14 protein-coding genes, 2 tRNA genes and 1 pseudogene are annotated in these 14,541 nt (G+C 64.6%); 10 read left to right on the forward strand and 7 right to left on the reverse strand.

Annotated features, from left to right (window positions below):
* Positions 1-96 precede the first annotated feature (96 nt).
* Entirely contained in the window at positions 97-573 is a 477-nt protein-coding gene (locus tag F618_RS0111815) for a CYTH domain-containing protein (RefSeq protein ID WP_019568659.1), read from the forward strand.
* Positions 563-1,198: a uracil-DNA glycosylase gene (locus F618_RS0111820; protein ID WP_019568660.1), complete on the forward strand. Its 636-nt coding sequence runs from the start codon at positions 563-565 to the stop codon at positions 1,196-1,198. The genes F618_RS0111815 and F618_RS0111820 overlap by 11 nt, the downstream gene beginning before the upstream one ends.
* Positions 1,199-1,295: 97 nt before the next feature.
* On the opposite strand, the gene F618_RS0111825 is transcribed toward F618_RS0111820, so the two are convergent.
* Together F618_RS0111825 and F618_RS0111830 are read right to left on the reverse strand one after the other, a co-directional pair.
* Positions 1,296-1,625 carry a type II toxin-antitoxin system PemK/MazF family toxin gene (locus F618_RS0111825; protein ID WP_018938063.1) on the reverse strand — a complete coding sequence of 110 codons (330 nt, stop codon included), beginning with the start codon at positions 1,623-1,625 and terminating at the stop codon, positions 1,296-1,298.
* Positions 1,615-1,815, reverse strand: coding sequence for a DUF2281 domain-containing protein (locus F618_RS0111830; protein ID WP_018144158.1), 201 nt, complete (start codon positions 1,813-1,815; stop codon positions 1,615-1,617). The genes F618_RS0111825 and F618_RS0111830 overlap by 11 nt, the downstream gene beginning before the upstream one ends.
* A gap of 137 nt (positions 1,816-1,952) precedes the next feature.
* Here F618_RS0111830 and uvrC point away from each other — a divergent pair, with 137 nt between their 5' ends.
* The 8 genes and pseudogenes from uvrC to F618_RS16230 form a co-directional block, all read left to right on the forward strand.
* Positions 1,953-3,779, forward strand: coding sequence for an excinuclease ABC subunit UvrC (uvrC, locus tag F618_RS0111835; RefSeq protein ID WP_019568661.1), 1,827 nt, complete (start codon positions 1,953-1,955; stop codon positions 3,777-3,779).
* A 9-nt stretch (positions 3,780-3,788) separates the two neighbouring features.
* Complete coding sequence (gene pgsA / locus F618_RS0111840) at positions 3,789-4,340, forward strand: CDP-diacylglycerol--glycerol-3-phosphate 3-phosphatidyltransferase (protein WP_018170035.1); 552 nt, start codon at positions 3,789-3,791, stop codon at positions 4,338-4,340.
* A gap of 75 nt (positions 4,341-4,415) precedes the next feature.
* Complete coding sequence (locus tag F618_RS0111845; RefSeq protein WP_019568662.1) at positions 4,416-5,765, forward strand: sensor domain-containing diguanylate cyclase; 1,350 nt, start codon at positions 4,416-4,418, stop codon at positions 5,763-5,765.
* A gap of 42 nt (positions 5,766-5,807) precedes the next feature.
* Positions 5,808-5,883, forward strand: a tRNA-Gly gene (locus F618_RS0111850).
* Positions 5,884-5,974: 91 nt separating this feature from the next.
* Positions 5,975-6,048, forward strand: a tRNA-Cys gene (locus tag F618_RS0111855).
* A 518-nt stretch (positions 6,049-6,566) separates the two neighbouring features.
* A complete protein-coding gene (locus F618_RS0111860) occupies positions 6,567-7,661 on the forward strand; it encodes a diguanylate cyclase (protein ID WP_019568663.1) in 1,095 nt (364 codons plus the stop codon).
* Between the two features lie 269 nt (positions 7,662-7,930).
* Positions 7,931-10,375, forward strand: coding sequence for an EAL domain-containing protein (locus tag F618_RS0111865; protein WP_019568664.1), 2,445 nt, complete (start codon positions 7,931-7,933; stop codon positions 10,373-10,375).
* 276 nt (positions 10,376-10,651) lie between these two features.
* Positions 10,652-10,837, forward strand: a pseudogene (locus F618_RS16230) (nucleotidyltransferase family protein); the annotation flags it as partial.
* A gap of 114 nt (positions 10,838-10,951) precedes the next feature.
* Here the strand turns inward: F618_RS16230 and F618_RS0111880 are convergent.
* The 5 genes from F618_RS0111880 to F618_RS0111895 form a co-directional block, all read right to left on the reverse strand.
* Entirely contained in the window at positions 10,952-11,215 is a 264-nt protein-coding gene (locus F618_RS0111880; protein WP_019568665.1) for a BrnA antitoxin family protein, read from the reverse strand.
* Positions 11,181-11,507 carry a BrnT family toxin gene (locus F618_RS0111885; RefSeq protein WP_019568666.1) on the reverse strand — a complete coding sequence of 109 codons (327 nt, stop codon included), beginning with the start codon at positions 11,505-11,507 and terminating at the stop codon, positions 11,181-11,183. Before F618_RS0111885 ends, F618_RS0111880 begins: the two co-directional genes overlap by 35 nt.
* A 64-nt stretch (positions 11,508-11,571) precedes the next feature.
* Positions 11,572-12,726 carry a transposase gene (locus tag F618_RS0111890; RefSeq protein WP_019568667.1) on the reverse strand — a complete coding sequence of 385 codons (1,155 nt, stop codon included), beginning with the start codon at positions 12,724-12,726 and terminating at the stop codon, positions 11,572-11,574.
* A 164-nt stretch (positions 12,727-12,890) separates the two neighbouring features.
* The gene (locus F618_RS15635; RefSeq protein ID WP_081620892.1) at positions 12,891-13,052 is read right to left on the reverse strand and encodes a prevent-host-death protein; all 162 of its coding nucleotides are present in this window, start codon (positions 13,050-13,052) and stop codon (positions 12,891-12,893) included.
* Positions 13,053-13,321: 269 nt separating this feature from the next.
* Complete coding sequence (locus F618_RS0111895) at positions 13,322-13,951, reverse strand: pilin (RefSeq protein WP_369772995.1); 630 nt, start codon at positions 13,949-13,951, stop codon at positions 13,322-13,324.
* Positions 13,952-14,541 lie beyond the last annotated feature (590 nt).

Below are 14,541 nucleotides of genomic sequence, written 5' to 3' on the forward strand. Positions count from 1 at the left end.
CGGGGTCCGCGGACGCGTCATCGCGAGGCGCGCAGCGCCGTGGCGATCGACCGGGAGGGTCCTCGGCATCCTGGGGAAACACAAGGAGCATTCGGCATGGGCCGCGAGATCGAACGCAAATTCCTGCTGGCCAGTGATGCCTGGCGCGAGCGCATCGTGCGTGCGCAGCGTATGCGCCAGGGCTACCTGTGCGGCAACGACCGCGCATCCATCCGCGTGCGAGTGGACGAGGGCGGTGCCAACCTCAACATCAAGAGCGCGACCCTCGGCGTGGAACGCGACGAATACCAGTACGACATCCCCGTGGACGAGGCCCACCGCCTGCTGGACACGCTGGCCGGCCCACAGGTCGAAAAGACCCGCCACTGGGTGGACGTCGAGGGCTGGGAATACGAGGTCGACGTGTTCGAGGGCGCCAATGCAGGCCTGATCGTCGCCGAGCTGGAGTTGCCGAGCAGCGACGCCGAATTCCCGCGTCCGGACTGGCTGGGCGAGGAGGTCTCGCACGATCCGCGCTACTACAACACCGAACTCGCCCGGAATCCCTATCGCGAGTGGCCGGATGCCTCCTAGCGAGATCTTCGCCGCGGACTGCCGCGCCTGCCCGCGCCTGGCGGGCTTTCTGGAGGACGTGCGGGCGAAGCACCCCGAGTATCACGCCGCGCCCGTGCCGTCCTTCGGCCCGCTGGATGCGCGGCTCCTGATCGTTGGCCTGGCACCCGGTATGCACGGGGCCAACGCCACCGGGCGCCCGTTCACCGGCGACTATGCCGGTGTGCTCCTGTATCAGACCCTGCACGAACACGGCTTCGCCAGTGCACCGGAGAGCGTGCGCGCGGACGACGATCTGGAGCTAATCGACTGCCGCATCACCAACGCGGTCAAATGCCTCCCGCCGCAGAACAAGCCGACGACCGAAGAGATCCGCACCTGCAACGGGTTCCTCGCCGCCGAGATGGCGGCGATGCAGCCGCGGGTAATTCTGGCGTTGGGCAAGATCGCCCACGACGCCATCCTGCGCGCGAAGGGCCTGCCGCTGTCCAGTCTGCGTTTCGCCCACGGCGCCGAACACGCGCTGGACGCACACACCCGTCTGATCGACTCCTACCACTGCTCACGCTACAACACCCAAACCCGCCGCCTGACCCCCGCCATGTTCAACGAACTCTTCGCCCGCATTCGCACGTACCTCGCGTAGATATTCGCGTCGGAGGTCAAATCTTCCAGTCATTGCGAGGCGCTTAAGGCGCCGTGGCAATCGGCGGTGCCGGCGAGGCGGTCAACTGCTTATGCGATCAGCACCCGAAGTGGCGGCAAAAGTGGGCGCGGATATCTGCAAAGGTTGGTTCTCCCAGTTTTGCGTACTGGTGGGTGATCAGTCGGCTGCTGAGAGTGAAGATCTTGTCGTACCGGACCCAACTCGTTTTGGGAAGAGAACCCTCTGTCAGCACCTCGGAGGTGATTTCGACCGCATGAGTGCGGGTCGGTGCCGACGTGACCGCGAGAGCAGCAAAATCTCCGAAGCGATCGACCTCGGAAAGGACCAAAACGGGGCGGCGTTTGCGGGTCGTCAGGTCCGAAAAGGGGAATGGGATTGCAACGATGGCCCCCGGCTCAGCGGTCATCCCAGACCTCGTCCTCGGGGGTGTCCCAAATCGGTCCCAGTGTCGTCTCCTGCGCCTTCTTGAGGTCTTCGATCGGGGTGTCACTCAAACCGTGCTTGGCCTCCAGATAACCAATGAAATCGAGCACCTCGCGCGAGAGGGGCTCCGGCAGGCGCTTGGCCTCCTGATAGATCTGTTCGGCGATGTCCATGGCTCGACCCTCTCGATACGTTGGCCTCCGGGGCGGGAGGCAAGAGAAAAACTGAGTATCAGGATAGCCCGAACATCGCCGGGCTCGCACGCGGGCTATGCCGGGCGGCGGGGAAGTTCCGGTATCCTAAACGGATCATGAGTACCTCCGAAACCGGATTCGATCACAAGCGCTTTGTGCAGACGCTGACGCAGTCGCCTGGCGTCTACCAGATGCTGGATGCGGCCGGGAACGTGCTGTACGTCGGCAAGGCGCGCAACCTGAAGAGCCGGGTGCCCAGCTATTTCCGTGGGAGCGACGACCGCGGGCCGCGCATCCGCTCGATGGTGCGGCAGATCGCGGATATCCGCGTTGCGGTGACGCATACCGAGGCCGAGGCGCTGCTGCTGGAGGCCAACCTGATCAAGCGTCACCGGCCGCGCTACAACGTGCTGCTGCGCGACGACAAGAGCTACCCCTACATCTACGTCTCGAACCAGGAGTACCCGCGCCTGGGGTTCCATCGCGGCGCGCGCAAGAAGGGCATGCGCTACTTCGGGCCGTACCCCTCGGCCGGCGCGGTGCGCGAAAGCCTGGCGCTGCTACAAAAGCTCTTCCAGGTGCGCCAGTGCGAGGACAGCGTGTTCGCGCATCGCTCGCGCCCCTGCCTGCAGTACCAGATCGGGCGCTGCACCGCGCCCTGTGTCGGCTACATCTCCCCGGAGGACTACGCGCGCGACGTCGAGGCATCGGTCAAGTTCCTCGAAGGCAAGAGCGAGGCGGTGATCGAGGAGCTGATGGAGCGCATGGAGGCGGCCTCGACGCGTCTGGATTTCGAGCATGCCGCGCGCCTGCGTGACCAGATCGCACGGCTGCGCCAGATCTCCGAGCAGCAGTTCGTCTCCGGCGGCGAGGGGGATGCCGACGTGTTTGCCCTGGCGCAGGAGGCGGGGACCTGCGCGGTGGAGATCTTCTTCGTGCGCAACGGGCAGAATCTGGGCAACAGCGAGCTGTTCCCGAACGTGCCGGAGGCGACCGAGACCGACGAGATCATGGCCGCGGTGCTGGCGCAGTACTACGCGGAACGCGAGCCGCCGGCGCGCATCCTGCTGTCGCACGAGCCGCAGGGTGCCAAGACACTGGAGGCTTACCTGGCCGAGCGGCGGGGCGGCAAGGTCGCGCTGGCCTGGTCGCTGCGCGGCGACCGCGCACGCTGGCTGGACATGGCGCGGCGCAATGCCGAACTGGCCCTGAAGACCCGGATTGCCAGCCAGGCGGGACAGACGGCGCGCCTGGATGCGCTGACCAGCGAGTTGGGCCTGGAGGAGACGCCCAAGCGCATGGAGTGCTTCGACATCTCGCACACCGGCGGCGAGGGCACGGTGGCCTCCTGCGTCGTGTTCGGGCCGGAAGGGCCGATCAAGTCGGATTATCGGCGCTTCAACATCGAGGGGATCGAACCGGGCGATGACTACGCGGCCATGCATCAGGCGCTCAGCCGGCGCTTTGCACGGCTCAAGAAGGGCGAGGGGCAGGAACCGGATATCCTGTTCATCGATGGCGGCAAGGGCCAGGTGACCCAGGCGCTGAACGTGCTGGCCGACCTCGGGCTGGACCACATCAAGGTCGTGGGCGTGGCCAAGGGCGAGGAGCGCAAGGCGGGCATGGAAACCCTGATATTGAGCGGGGTAGAGGCGCCCTCTATACTCCCCGCGCATTCGGGTGCGCTGCATTGGATCCAGCAGATCCGCGACGAGGCCCACCGCTTTGCGATCACCGGGCACCGCGCCCGCCGTGCCAAGGCGCGCAAGGAGTCCACCCTGGAGGCGATCCCGGGGTTGGGGCCGAAGCGTCGCAGCGCACTGCTGAAGCACTTTGGCGGCCTGCGCGGGGTCAGCCGGGCCGGGGTCGAGGAGCTGACCAAGGTGCCGGGGATTCACCGCCGGCTCGCGCAGGCGATTTACGACCAGTTTCACGAGAGTTGAGCCACTGCCATGTTTCCCCAATTGCCCACCTGGCTGACCTGGTCGCGGATCGTGATGATCCCGTTACTGGTGCTCGCGTTCTACGGCCTGTCCATGCCGCAGGGCGGAATCGTGGCGGCCATCATCTTCGCCCTGGCGGGCGTGACCGACTGGCTGGACGGCTATCTGGCCCGGCGCTGGGAGGTGACCAGTCGGTTCGGGGCATTCCTCGATCCAGTGGCGGACAAGCTGATTGTCGCCGCGGCCCTGGTGCTGGTGGTGGACCACAACCCCGAACTCGGCATTGCGCTGGCCGCGATCGTCATCATCGGGCGCGAGATCGCGATCTCCGCGCTGCGCGAGTGGATGGCCGAGGTCGGCGGCAGTGCCAAGGTGGCGGTGTCCTGGGTGGGCAAGGTGAAGACCACCGCGCAGATGGTGGCGATCTTCCTGCTGCTGTGGGCCGAGCCCATTGTCGGCCTTCCGACGTTCGTGATCGGCGAGTGGCTGCTGTACCTGGCCGCCGCCCTGACCCTGGTCTCCATGATCCAGTACATGCTGGCGGCCGCACGCTCGCAGTAAGGGGCGGGGTGTTTGTCGGCCGGGGCTTTGGGGCTACACTGCGGACACCTGCCCGGTGCTGCGCGTGGACTGCCCATGCCCGTTTCTGATCTTGATCTTGACAACACGCAGACCCTGGAGGCCCTTCAGGGTCTGTTGCCGGGTTTTGTCTATCAATTGCGCAGGACGCCCGATGGGCACTTCGACTTTCCCTATGTGGGTGAAGTGGTGGAGGGCTGGTTCGGTGTGGATCGTGGGGCCCTCAAGAAGGATGGGGCGCCATTGTTGGACTGTATCCACCCCGAGGATCGCGAAGCGGTGATGGCGAGCTCAATGGAATCGGCCGAGCATTCGGAGCCCTGGCTTCAGGAATTCCGCATGCAGTGCCGCGACGGCACAGTGGTCTGGCTGTCCGCCTATGACACTGCGCGTCGGCTGGCGGATGGCACGATCATCTGGACCGGCTTCGCCACCGATATCACCACGCACAAGGAGCTCGAGGTGGAACTGCGCCAGAGCGAGGCGCAGTTCCGTGCCTTCGTCGAGACCGCCAGCGACGTGATCTATTCGCTGCGCCCGGACGGCGTGCTCACCTACGTCTCGCCCAACTGGACGGAGAACCTCGGCCATCCGGTCAGCGCGGCGATCGATCACTCGATCGACGAATACGTAGCCCCGGAGGATCTGCCCGCGTGTTACGCGTTCCTGCAACGGATTGCGGACACCGGGAAGAAGGAAAGCGGCATCGAGTACCGCATCCGCCACCAGGACGGGCATTACCGCTGGCACACCAGCAATGTCTCGCCCGTGCTGGACGACGCGGGCCGGGTGACGGTGTTCCTCGGCATCGCTCGGGACATCACCGAGCGCAAGGAGACCGAGGCGCATATGCAGCGCCTGGCGCATTACGATCCGTTGACCGACCTGCCCAATCGGACCCTGTTCTTTCAGATCCTCGATCACGAACTCACGGGGGCTCGCCGAATGGGCCAGCAGGTTGCGCTGATGTTCGTGGACCTGGACGAATTCAAGCCGGTCAACGACCAGCACGGGCATGCGGTGGGCGACATGCTGCTCCGCCTGGTGGCGCAGCGCCTGTCGGGTGCCTTGCGCGACAGTGATGTGGCCGCGCGCATTGCGGGCGACGAGTTCGTGGTGATGCTGCCTCGCTTCCAGTCGGTGGAGGAGAGCCGGGTGCATGCCGCGGCGATCGGCGAGAAGATCCGAGCCGTGCTGGCGGACCCGTTCAACTGCGACGGGTCCGAGGTGCACATCTCCTGCAGTATCGGGGTCGCCTTGTTTCCGCTGGACGCGACGGACGGGCCCGCCTTGTCGCGCGCGGCGGATGCGGCGATGTACGTGGCCAAGAACGCCGGGCGCAACCAGGTGGTCGTATTCGACCGGGCGGTGCACGGCGCCGAGGCAATTGGCTACCGTGGGTATTGACCTGCGGGCAATCTGCGGTAGAATACGCGCCGATAACGAAGAGCGGGAATAGCTCAGCTGGTAGAGCACAACCTTGCCAAGGTTGGGGTCGCGAGTTCGAATCTCGTTTCCCGCTCCAACAGATTTTTGAAACCCCGGTTCGCCGGGGTTTTCTGTTTCGGCCTCTGGAGATGCGCCAGCATCTGTGGGGCCGAAACCCACCCGATACAGGCTGGGTGGCAGAGTGGTTATGCAGCGGATTGCAAATCCGTGTACGCCGGTTCGATTCCGACCCCAGCCTCCATCACTGCAGCACCCGCGAAAGGCCGCCCCTCGAGGCGGCCTTTCGCGTTTCCTGATCAGCAACGAGCGTCAGCCGGGCTCAAGGCCCGTGCGGGCCCGGGTCTCCAGGCGTCTCCTACATCGTCATCCCGGAAACCGTGCAGCGGTTATCCGGGATCTCCACGGTATGAGTGACCCGTACGTTGGGGCTGGAACGGCGTGTGGAGATCCCGGCTCTCCGCTGCGCTACGGCCGGGATGACGGGGAGGGGGCGCCACTGCCGGGATCACAATCGGGGTGCGCTCCGACCGGGATGACAGGGCAGGGGTAACGGAGCTCGGGAGGGTGATGTTCCCGGGAAGGCCTAGATCAAAGTGGCCCGGGGCGGGCCATGCACGTCCCCAAATGGGCCCCGCTACTGGCTGACGATCGTTGCTAATCAGGTCGCGTTTTGGGAGCGTTGTCCTCGGGGCGGCGCGCGGATGCCAGGCTGGGGCCCATGATGCGTATCTTCGTGACGCCTGAATGAGGAAAGCTGGAATGCAGGACGAAGCGATCGGCAGCGCACGAGCGGAGGCGGAACGGGTGGAGGCCCGCAAGCGGGGGGTATATCTCGTCGTATTGCCCGCCGGTATCGCGATCTTCGTGCTCAGTTGGGCTGTTCGCACACCGGGGGATGTCTTCCTCGCGTATCTCTATCCGTTGTTTGCGTTCGTCCTGGCCGCGCTGTTCGTTGCGGTGTGGCGGGCACCACAGGCCTTGCCGCGGCTGGAAGCCTGGATGCTGGCGATGGTGGCGATGATGATTCTCAGTCGTCTCGCATGGCATTTCCACGCGGGCGGCCCCCTGGACGAGCACCTTCTGGTGCTGGCCGGCGGGCATTACTGGGCGGTTGGAATCGTGATCCTGGCCGCGTTCGTGATGCTTGAGCATCGCCGGGGGTTTCGGGCCGGAGTGGCCATCCTTGTGGTTGCCACCCTGATCGCCGCCTCCGGTGCCGCAGGGGAGTGGCTGCGTGGCGAGCTTTCGCGCGATGCGGGCGTCTACCTGGTGCGGGTGCATCTGTTTCTGGCTGTCTTGTTGGCCCTGGCCAGTGTCGCGACCTCCATGCGCGATACCGTCAAAGACGCTCTGGTGCGCAGCGAGGCGCTGGAACAGGCGGCGCAGACCGATCCCCTGACCGGTCTGGCCAACCGGCGGGCGGCCGAGTCCGTGCTGCAGCGGCATGCCGCCTCGGTCCGGCGCTACGGCGTGCCGGTCGCTGTGATCGGAATGGATATCGATCACTTCAAGGCGGTGAACGATACCCATGGTCATGCGATCGGCGATGCCGTGATCGCCGGCATTGCACGAATCCTGCAATCTTCGGTGCGCGAGCCGGATTCCGTCGCTCGCTGGGGAGGGGAGGAGTTCCTCATTGTGGCGCCGGAGATCGGCCGCGAGGGCGCCCTGCAACTTGCCGAGCGCTGTCGGGAGGCGATTGCCCGCGAACCGATCGCCGGGGTTCGCGTCACGGCCTCGTTCGGCGTAACCAGCTTCGGCCCGCAGGACAGCCTGGATGCGGTCCTGAAACGTGCCGACAAGATGATGTACCGCGCCAAGGAGGAGGGGCGCAATCGGGTCCTTCTTGGATGACGCCGCGCGCCTGGATGCAGCTATTGTGGTGCGGAGCCAGGAGGGCGTGGTATCCGACGCGCATCAATGGGCCGAGCATGGCACTATGCGGATGTCGGTCTTTCCAAGAGAGTGTCGTGCGCGCAACGGATTGCTCCCAATCGCCTCGAACGCGGCGGCCCCTCCGGAGGCGATCGAGGGACCTGCGCGTATTCCTCAGCCTCTCGTTTGTTGGCCTGCTGCTTGCCTCCTGGGCGCCGTCCTCCGCGGCCTCCGCGCCGGATTTGCGCGTGGGCGTGTACGACAACGCGCCCAAGGTCAGCGTGGACGAGCACGGGGAAGCCGACGGCCTGTTCGTCCGCCTGTTGGACTCGATCGCCCGCCGGGAGCACTGGCAGGTCGAGTACGTCCCATGCCAATGGTCGCAATGCCTTGCCGATCTGCGCGAAGGCCGGCTGGATCTGATGCCCGATGTGGCCCGGACTGACACGCGCGAGGCGTTCTTCGGGTTCCACCAGATCCCGGTCGTCCAGGGCTGGAGCCAGATATACGCGTTCCCGCAGTCGGGGTTCAGCAGTCTGGAGTCCTTGGGCCCGCGGCGCATTGCCGTGCTGGAGGGTTCGGTGCAGGAAAGCCACCTGCGCCGGCAACAAATCGGCGACCCGGGTCTCGAGTACCAACTGGTTCCCTACAGCGATCTCCCAGCAGTGCTGGCCTCGGTGCCGGCCGGCGAAGCCGATGCCGCCGTCAGCAATAACTTCTACGGACGCCAGCACGCCCGCGCCTACGGGCTGGTGGAGACGCCGATCACCTTCGGCCAGGTGGGCATGCACTACGCGGCCGCGCCGGGGGCACAGGCGGAGCGTCTGGCACTGATCGACGCCTATCTGGAGCGCTGGAAGCCCCTGGCGGGCTCGCCCTACCAGGAGGCCCTTGCGGCCACGCTGCTCGCGCAGGGCGAACCGGGGCTGCCGGGATGGGTGGTGTGGGCGCTGATCATCGCGCTGGCTCTGGTCGTGCTGCTGACGGTTACGGGGTTACTGCTGCGCTGGCAGGTGCGTCTGCGAACCCGCGAGCTGAGCGCGGTCAACCAGCGCCTGGAGCATGTGCTGGACAGTGGGCCTACGGTGATTTACCAGCTGGATGTTCACGACTTTTGTCCGGTATGGGTTAGCCCCAACCTCCAGCGTCTGTATGGAGTCGACCTCGACGATGCGATGCGTCCTGGCTGGTTCGAGCATCAGCTGCATCCCGAGGATCGCGCGAACGTCCTGCGCGAGAACGAACGGCTGCTGGAGGATGGCGAGCTCGTTCGCGAGTTCCGCCTGTTCGACGGCTGGGGCAAGCTGCGCCACGTGCGTGACGAGATGCGTGTGGTGGAAGGGAGCAACGGGCGCGGTGAGCTAGAGATCGTTGGCAGCTGGACCGACCTGACTGCCAGCATGGAACAGAAGGAACAGCTGCGGCAGATGACGCACTACGATGTGCGCACCGGCCTGCCCAATCGCGCCCTGTTGCAGGACCGCCTGGGGCACACGGTGGAGCGCGCCATGGCGGACGGCGAGGCGCGATGGGTTGTGCTGATGGATCTGGACCGCTTCCGCAACGTGAACGAGACCCTGGGGACCGCGGCGGGGGATACCGTGCTGCAGGGCATTGCACAGCGCCTGAACCAGGCCCTTTCGCCCGAGGACACGGTAGCCCGCATCGGTGCCGACGAGTTCTGCCTGATCATCGAGAGCCCGCTCGTGGAAGCCCTCGGCAGCTTCGTGCAGTCGCTGATCGATACCCTGCGAGCCCCCTTCGAGATCGCGGGGCGCTCGCTGGTACTCACGGCGAGTGTCGGTGTGGCGCGTTTCCCTGGCGACGGCCAGACGCGCGAAGAACTCCTCACTGCCGCCGAGCTGGCGATGCAGGATGCGCGGCGCCGGGGAGGGGACAGCTGGTGCGCCTACGACGCCGAGATGGGCACCCTGACCGAGCATCGGCTGTTTCTGGAAAACGACTTGCGGCAGGCCATCGTCAACCACGAGTTCGTGCTCCACTTCCAGCAACAATTCAACCTGGCCAGTGGCGAGTGCGTGGGGGTCGAGAGCCTGGTGCGCTGGAACCATCCGCACCGGGGCATGGTATCCCCCGCAGAGTTCATCCCGCTGGCCGAGGAGACCGGCCTGATCCAGGCGATCGATCGCTGGGTTCTGGAGGCGGCCTGCCGCCAGCTCGCGGCCTGGGACGAGGCGGGCCGGAACATCCCGTTGATCGCCGTAAACTTGTCGGCGCGCGAGCTGCACGACGAGCAACTCGTCACCACCGTACGCGAGACCCTGGGGCGCTTCGCCATCGCGCCCGAACGCCTGGAGGTCGAGCTGACCGAAACCATGATCATGGAGTACCCCGAGCGCGCCCTGGAGGTCCTGCGTCGGCTGGACGGCCTCGGTGTGCGTCTGGCCATGGACGACTTCGGCTCCGGCTACTCCAACCTCGCGCACCTGCGCCGCCTGCCGCTGCACCGCCTCAAGGTCGACCAGTCGCTGGTACGCGACATCGGCCATTCCCGCCACAACGAATCCATCATCCGCGCCATCATCGCGCTGGCCGCCGCCCTGGAACTGGACCTCATCTCCGAGGGTGTCGAAGAAGAACCCCAGCGCGCCTTCCTGCTGCAGGAAGGCTGCGCCATCGGCCAGGGCTTCCTGCTCCACCGCCCGGCACCGGCCGCTGATTTGTTTCGCTAATCGTGTGGTGAGGGAGTTTCTGAGCGGCGAGGTGATCTAGCCAGGCGTGAGCGCCTGGAGTAGGCGGCGAGTGAAGCCCGGACGGATGCCATATTCGTACCCAGTTGAGTGATTGGTGGATGGATGACTTTCCGCGTGACGGCAGCCCATGATCAGGATGCGCAGTTGGCCCTGAACCGCGTCACGAGTTTGGCATCCGAGGCGGCGGAGATTGAGAGGGAAGAGCTTTGGGGGACGTCTGAAGTGATTTGGTTCGGTTCATGAGCCAAGGGAACCGCCCGGCCGCATTCCGATATCGACCTGGCTGTGATCCCTTCGGGGAAGGCAACAAGCCAGTATTGGGGCCGACTTCGTGAGCGCACCGAGGAGCTTCCGGCGCTGTACAGCTTTGACCTGGTGGATATCAGCGCGGCAAGCGAGACGTTGCGCTCGGAGATCGAACAGTACGGGGTGCGGGTGTGACTGCGCGGGTCGGTTTCACTCGATAGCGCGTCGGGCTTTAAGGCTGTGCAGGGGGCGGACCCGAGGGGAGTGATCAAGGGTCCAACACCTGGCGTCCTGCGATGCGACGGCAATTCAGGACTTCGTCGTTGGATGATGCTCCCGGAGCCATTCTTTAAGGGCGCCATCCATGCGGGTTTGCCAGCCCTTTCCGGTCGCGCGGAAGGCCTCCACAACCTCCGGCGACAGGCGAATCGTGATCCGTTCCTTGGTGACATCCATTGGGGGGCGGCCGGGGCGCCGCAGTGCCCGCGCTTCTTCCTCGTCGGGCGCGCGTGTCTCCGGGTCCGCTTCGATGCCGGCCTCAATCGCCGTTTCCTCTTCCGGGTTGTTCAGCAAGACCCGACGGCCATTGCGTAGCGTCAACGATCTGGACATAACGACTGATCTCTCGGTTATTCGCCTTGCGCAGGCTGATGATTCTTCGAACATTCTCTCGGTCCGTGAAGATGACGCAGTACAAGCGATCACCCATCAGGGCGTATCCCAGCATGCGACATTCGCCGTAGTCCTTTCGACGATCCTCCATGGCCAGAAGGGTCTCCCACTCCAGGCTCGCGGCCAGCGCGAGTGAGGCCCCGTGCTTGGCCTGATTTGCGGCATCCTTGTCCGCGTCGAACTCAATCGCCATTTGATTATTGTATGTACAAAATCATTGCTGGGCCAATGGCTGGTCTTGGTTCCGGGGGGCGGGATCAGGCTGCCAACCGAGGGAAGAGCTGCCGGGCGGTCGCCATGCCTCGCAGATAGCGTGTTTGGCGGGCATCGCACCGGGCCGTGAGATGGGTCGGTGTTCCGATGGCGCTGCCGAATTGCTGCAACATGTGGCTGGCCGCACGGATGAACTGATCGGGATCAATGCCCAGACGTGCCAGCAGGGGCGGGGTGCCATCGTGGATGAAGCCGCGCTTGTCCTCGCGGATGACGCGCCCCGTCGCCTCCACGAGCTCCAGATAGTCCTCGAAGCCGAAGGGCACGGCGCACTCCGCGCGGCCAGTGGCGTCGAATGGAAGTAGCGGGGCGCTGACCAGTTGGTCCAGGACCGTCTCCGGCTGCAAGGATTCTGTTTGGTGCGGAACGGATCGTGACCGGTTCGCTCGTGTGTCGAATCTCGTAGCGTTGGTGTGTCCCGGCGCAGTGCTGTCGCCTGGAACCGCAGGATCGGCGGCGGCGCGTTCGGCTACCGTTGTTCTATCCCCGGACGTCGCCCGCAGCAGGGCAAGCCGTTCCGCGACCGAGGTGTACTCGGAGGCCTCCGGCGTGGGGGCCATCCCGGCCCGGATCGGGTTCAGGTCCACGTACGCCATGGCCGTCAGGACCGCTTGCTCGTCGAGCAGGGCCTGGCTCTTGAAGCGCCCCTCCCAGAACCGTCCCGTCACGCCGTCCTCGGCGTTCGCCTGGCGGGCGATCGACTCGTTCAGCACGCGCATGAACCACGACAGGTCAGCGAGTCGGGAGCGGTACGTCTCCACCCAGGCATCCACGACCTTCATCTCGGCCGCACCGAGCCCCTGTGGATCGGCCAGATACCGCTGCACCATAACCGGCCCCGAGAAGAGCTGCGTCCAGCGACGCAGGATCGCGTCGCGCTCCAGGCGCTCGACGCGCGCCTCGTCCACTCGCACAACGATATGGAAGTGGTTGCTCATGACCGCATAGGCTGCGATATCGACGGCGAAGAACGACGCAAGCTGCTTCAGACGATCGGCGATCCAGCCGCGGCGATGCTCAAAGGATCGCCCGGAGTGGGCATCGTGCCCGCACAGAAACGCGCGGCGGACGCAGCGGGAAACGACGTGGTACCAAGGAGTATCGTCCAGAGAGACGAGGGTCGAGCGGGGCTGGGTCATGATGGGCTCCTTCCGTGGAGTAGGTCTTGCAGCAACGCAGGTTCGTGACGTTCCTGTCGTTAGGATAGTGAATGCCTTGGAGTTTTTCAGGGCGTAGCGAAACCGCGTTCCAGGGTTCCGTTAGAGCGGGGCGAGCAAGGTGGGTTTGCCCGAGGTTCGGCGCATCAGCAGCGGGCACCGTCACGGACTCGCCGCATGAAGCTCTCATCGGTCCGGTTGTGCTGGGTATCCGTTACTTGGCGGAGCGCATGCGCATCGATCGGTTTCTTGGGGGCGGTGGCGCTGGAAAGGCGCGCGATGGCCTTGCCGCGCTTGGTGATGAGGATGGATTCACCTGCACATGTAGATGGTCAATCGTACCTTGGCGCAACCGTCCGAGAAATCGGTCGGCGTGAGGGACGGGTTGCAGACGCGGGGCTTGCGGCCGATTGCTTCGGCGAATCCGGCTTATGACAACAAAATGGGTGTCCCAGAGTATGTCAACGAAGTGGGTGTCCCAGAGGCTTCACCAGAGGATTTGGCACACACGAAAAAGCCCCGGCACGATGGCCGGGGCTTCGGTACTAATTGGGTGTTTTTACCCAATTGCTATCGTTTAGTCTTCTTCGTCGCACGAGCCCGGCAGATAGGATTCTTTAAAAACGTCCTCAGTTCCAGTGACTTCACAAGACCAATTGCCCTGTGCTGTCCGGGTCAATTCGATTGAAGCACCGTTGATTGAGGCGGCAGCAGCCCCGTTGAGCAACATCGTCACAGTTCCGGTTCCATCTGTTCCAATGGTGCCGCCGTAAGAGTCTGCACTTTCGACGAGGTTCGAGACAGAGAGGCCGATTTCAAGTTGGTCGTCTTCGTCGCCCATGTTGGTTGCTTCACCGCGAGCCAGGCGCTCTTCAATAGCGGTCCGGTAGACGTTGATTTCACTATAAGCAGTGCTCATCTGAGACCGAGCCACATAATCCTGATACTGCGGAATCGCAATAGCAGCCAAAATACCAATGATCGCAACCACGATCATCAGTTCGATAAGAGTGAAGCCCTGCTGGGCCTTCGGTTTGCTGAGTCCAGTACGCATGGCTTGATGCATGGTGATACTCCCTTGATGAGATAAAAGCTGGGCCTTCGGCCCGGCCGCCCCGTGGGCAGCTGTCTGAGGAGATGCATTGGGCGTGCCAAGACTGCGGGAATGCGTGAAAACGGTGGCCGGGCGCGGTGCGGTCTGTGGCATGGGTCACGCCGACACGCGTCCCGGGTGTGTCACGTGACAAAAATGGTCACGTTAAGTGACGCACGTTGTCACCCTGGGGGCCGGGGTGCCGCTGGTTGTCATGGCCGGGGGTCTTGATCTTGGGGTGTTCGAACGGTGGAGATCCCGGCTCTTCGCTGCGCTACGGCCGGGATGACGGGGGGCTGGTGCTGTGGTCGGGATGACCAGGGGGCGTGACTGGGGCCGGGATGATGAGGTCTGTCGGCCGGGTGATGTGGGGGCAAGGTTCGCGGCGTTTTCCGGATTCGGCTTTGGCAGGGGCTTCGCGTGCGAGCACGCTCCTGATATGGATTGACCTGTCAACGGTTGGCTATAGCGTTCGATAGAGGCCTCCTTGTTTCAATGTCTTCGGGTCAGGGCACGAGAAGCGAATTGCGACGGTGGATCACTCTGATATACGTGGGTTGGTTACCGACCGGACTTCACTTCGTCGCGGAGCTGCCCTTCTCTACAGTCGAGGGTCGGCCCTTCCGGGGAAGGGCGCACCTCATAGGAGCGCCAGGGGTTCTCCTCACCGGCCTCTCATGCCCTGGCCCGAAGACACTGATCCT

Origin of the sequence: Thioalkalivibrio sp. ALMg13-2, assembly GCF_000381185.1 — a bacterium.
GTDB classification, from domain to species: Bacteria; Pseudomonadota; Gammaproteobacteria; order Ectothiorhodospirales; family Ectothiorhodospiraceae; genus Thioalkalivibrio; species Thioalkalivibrio versutus.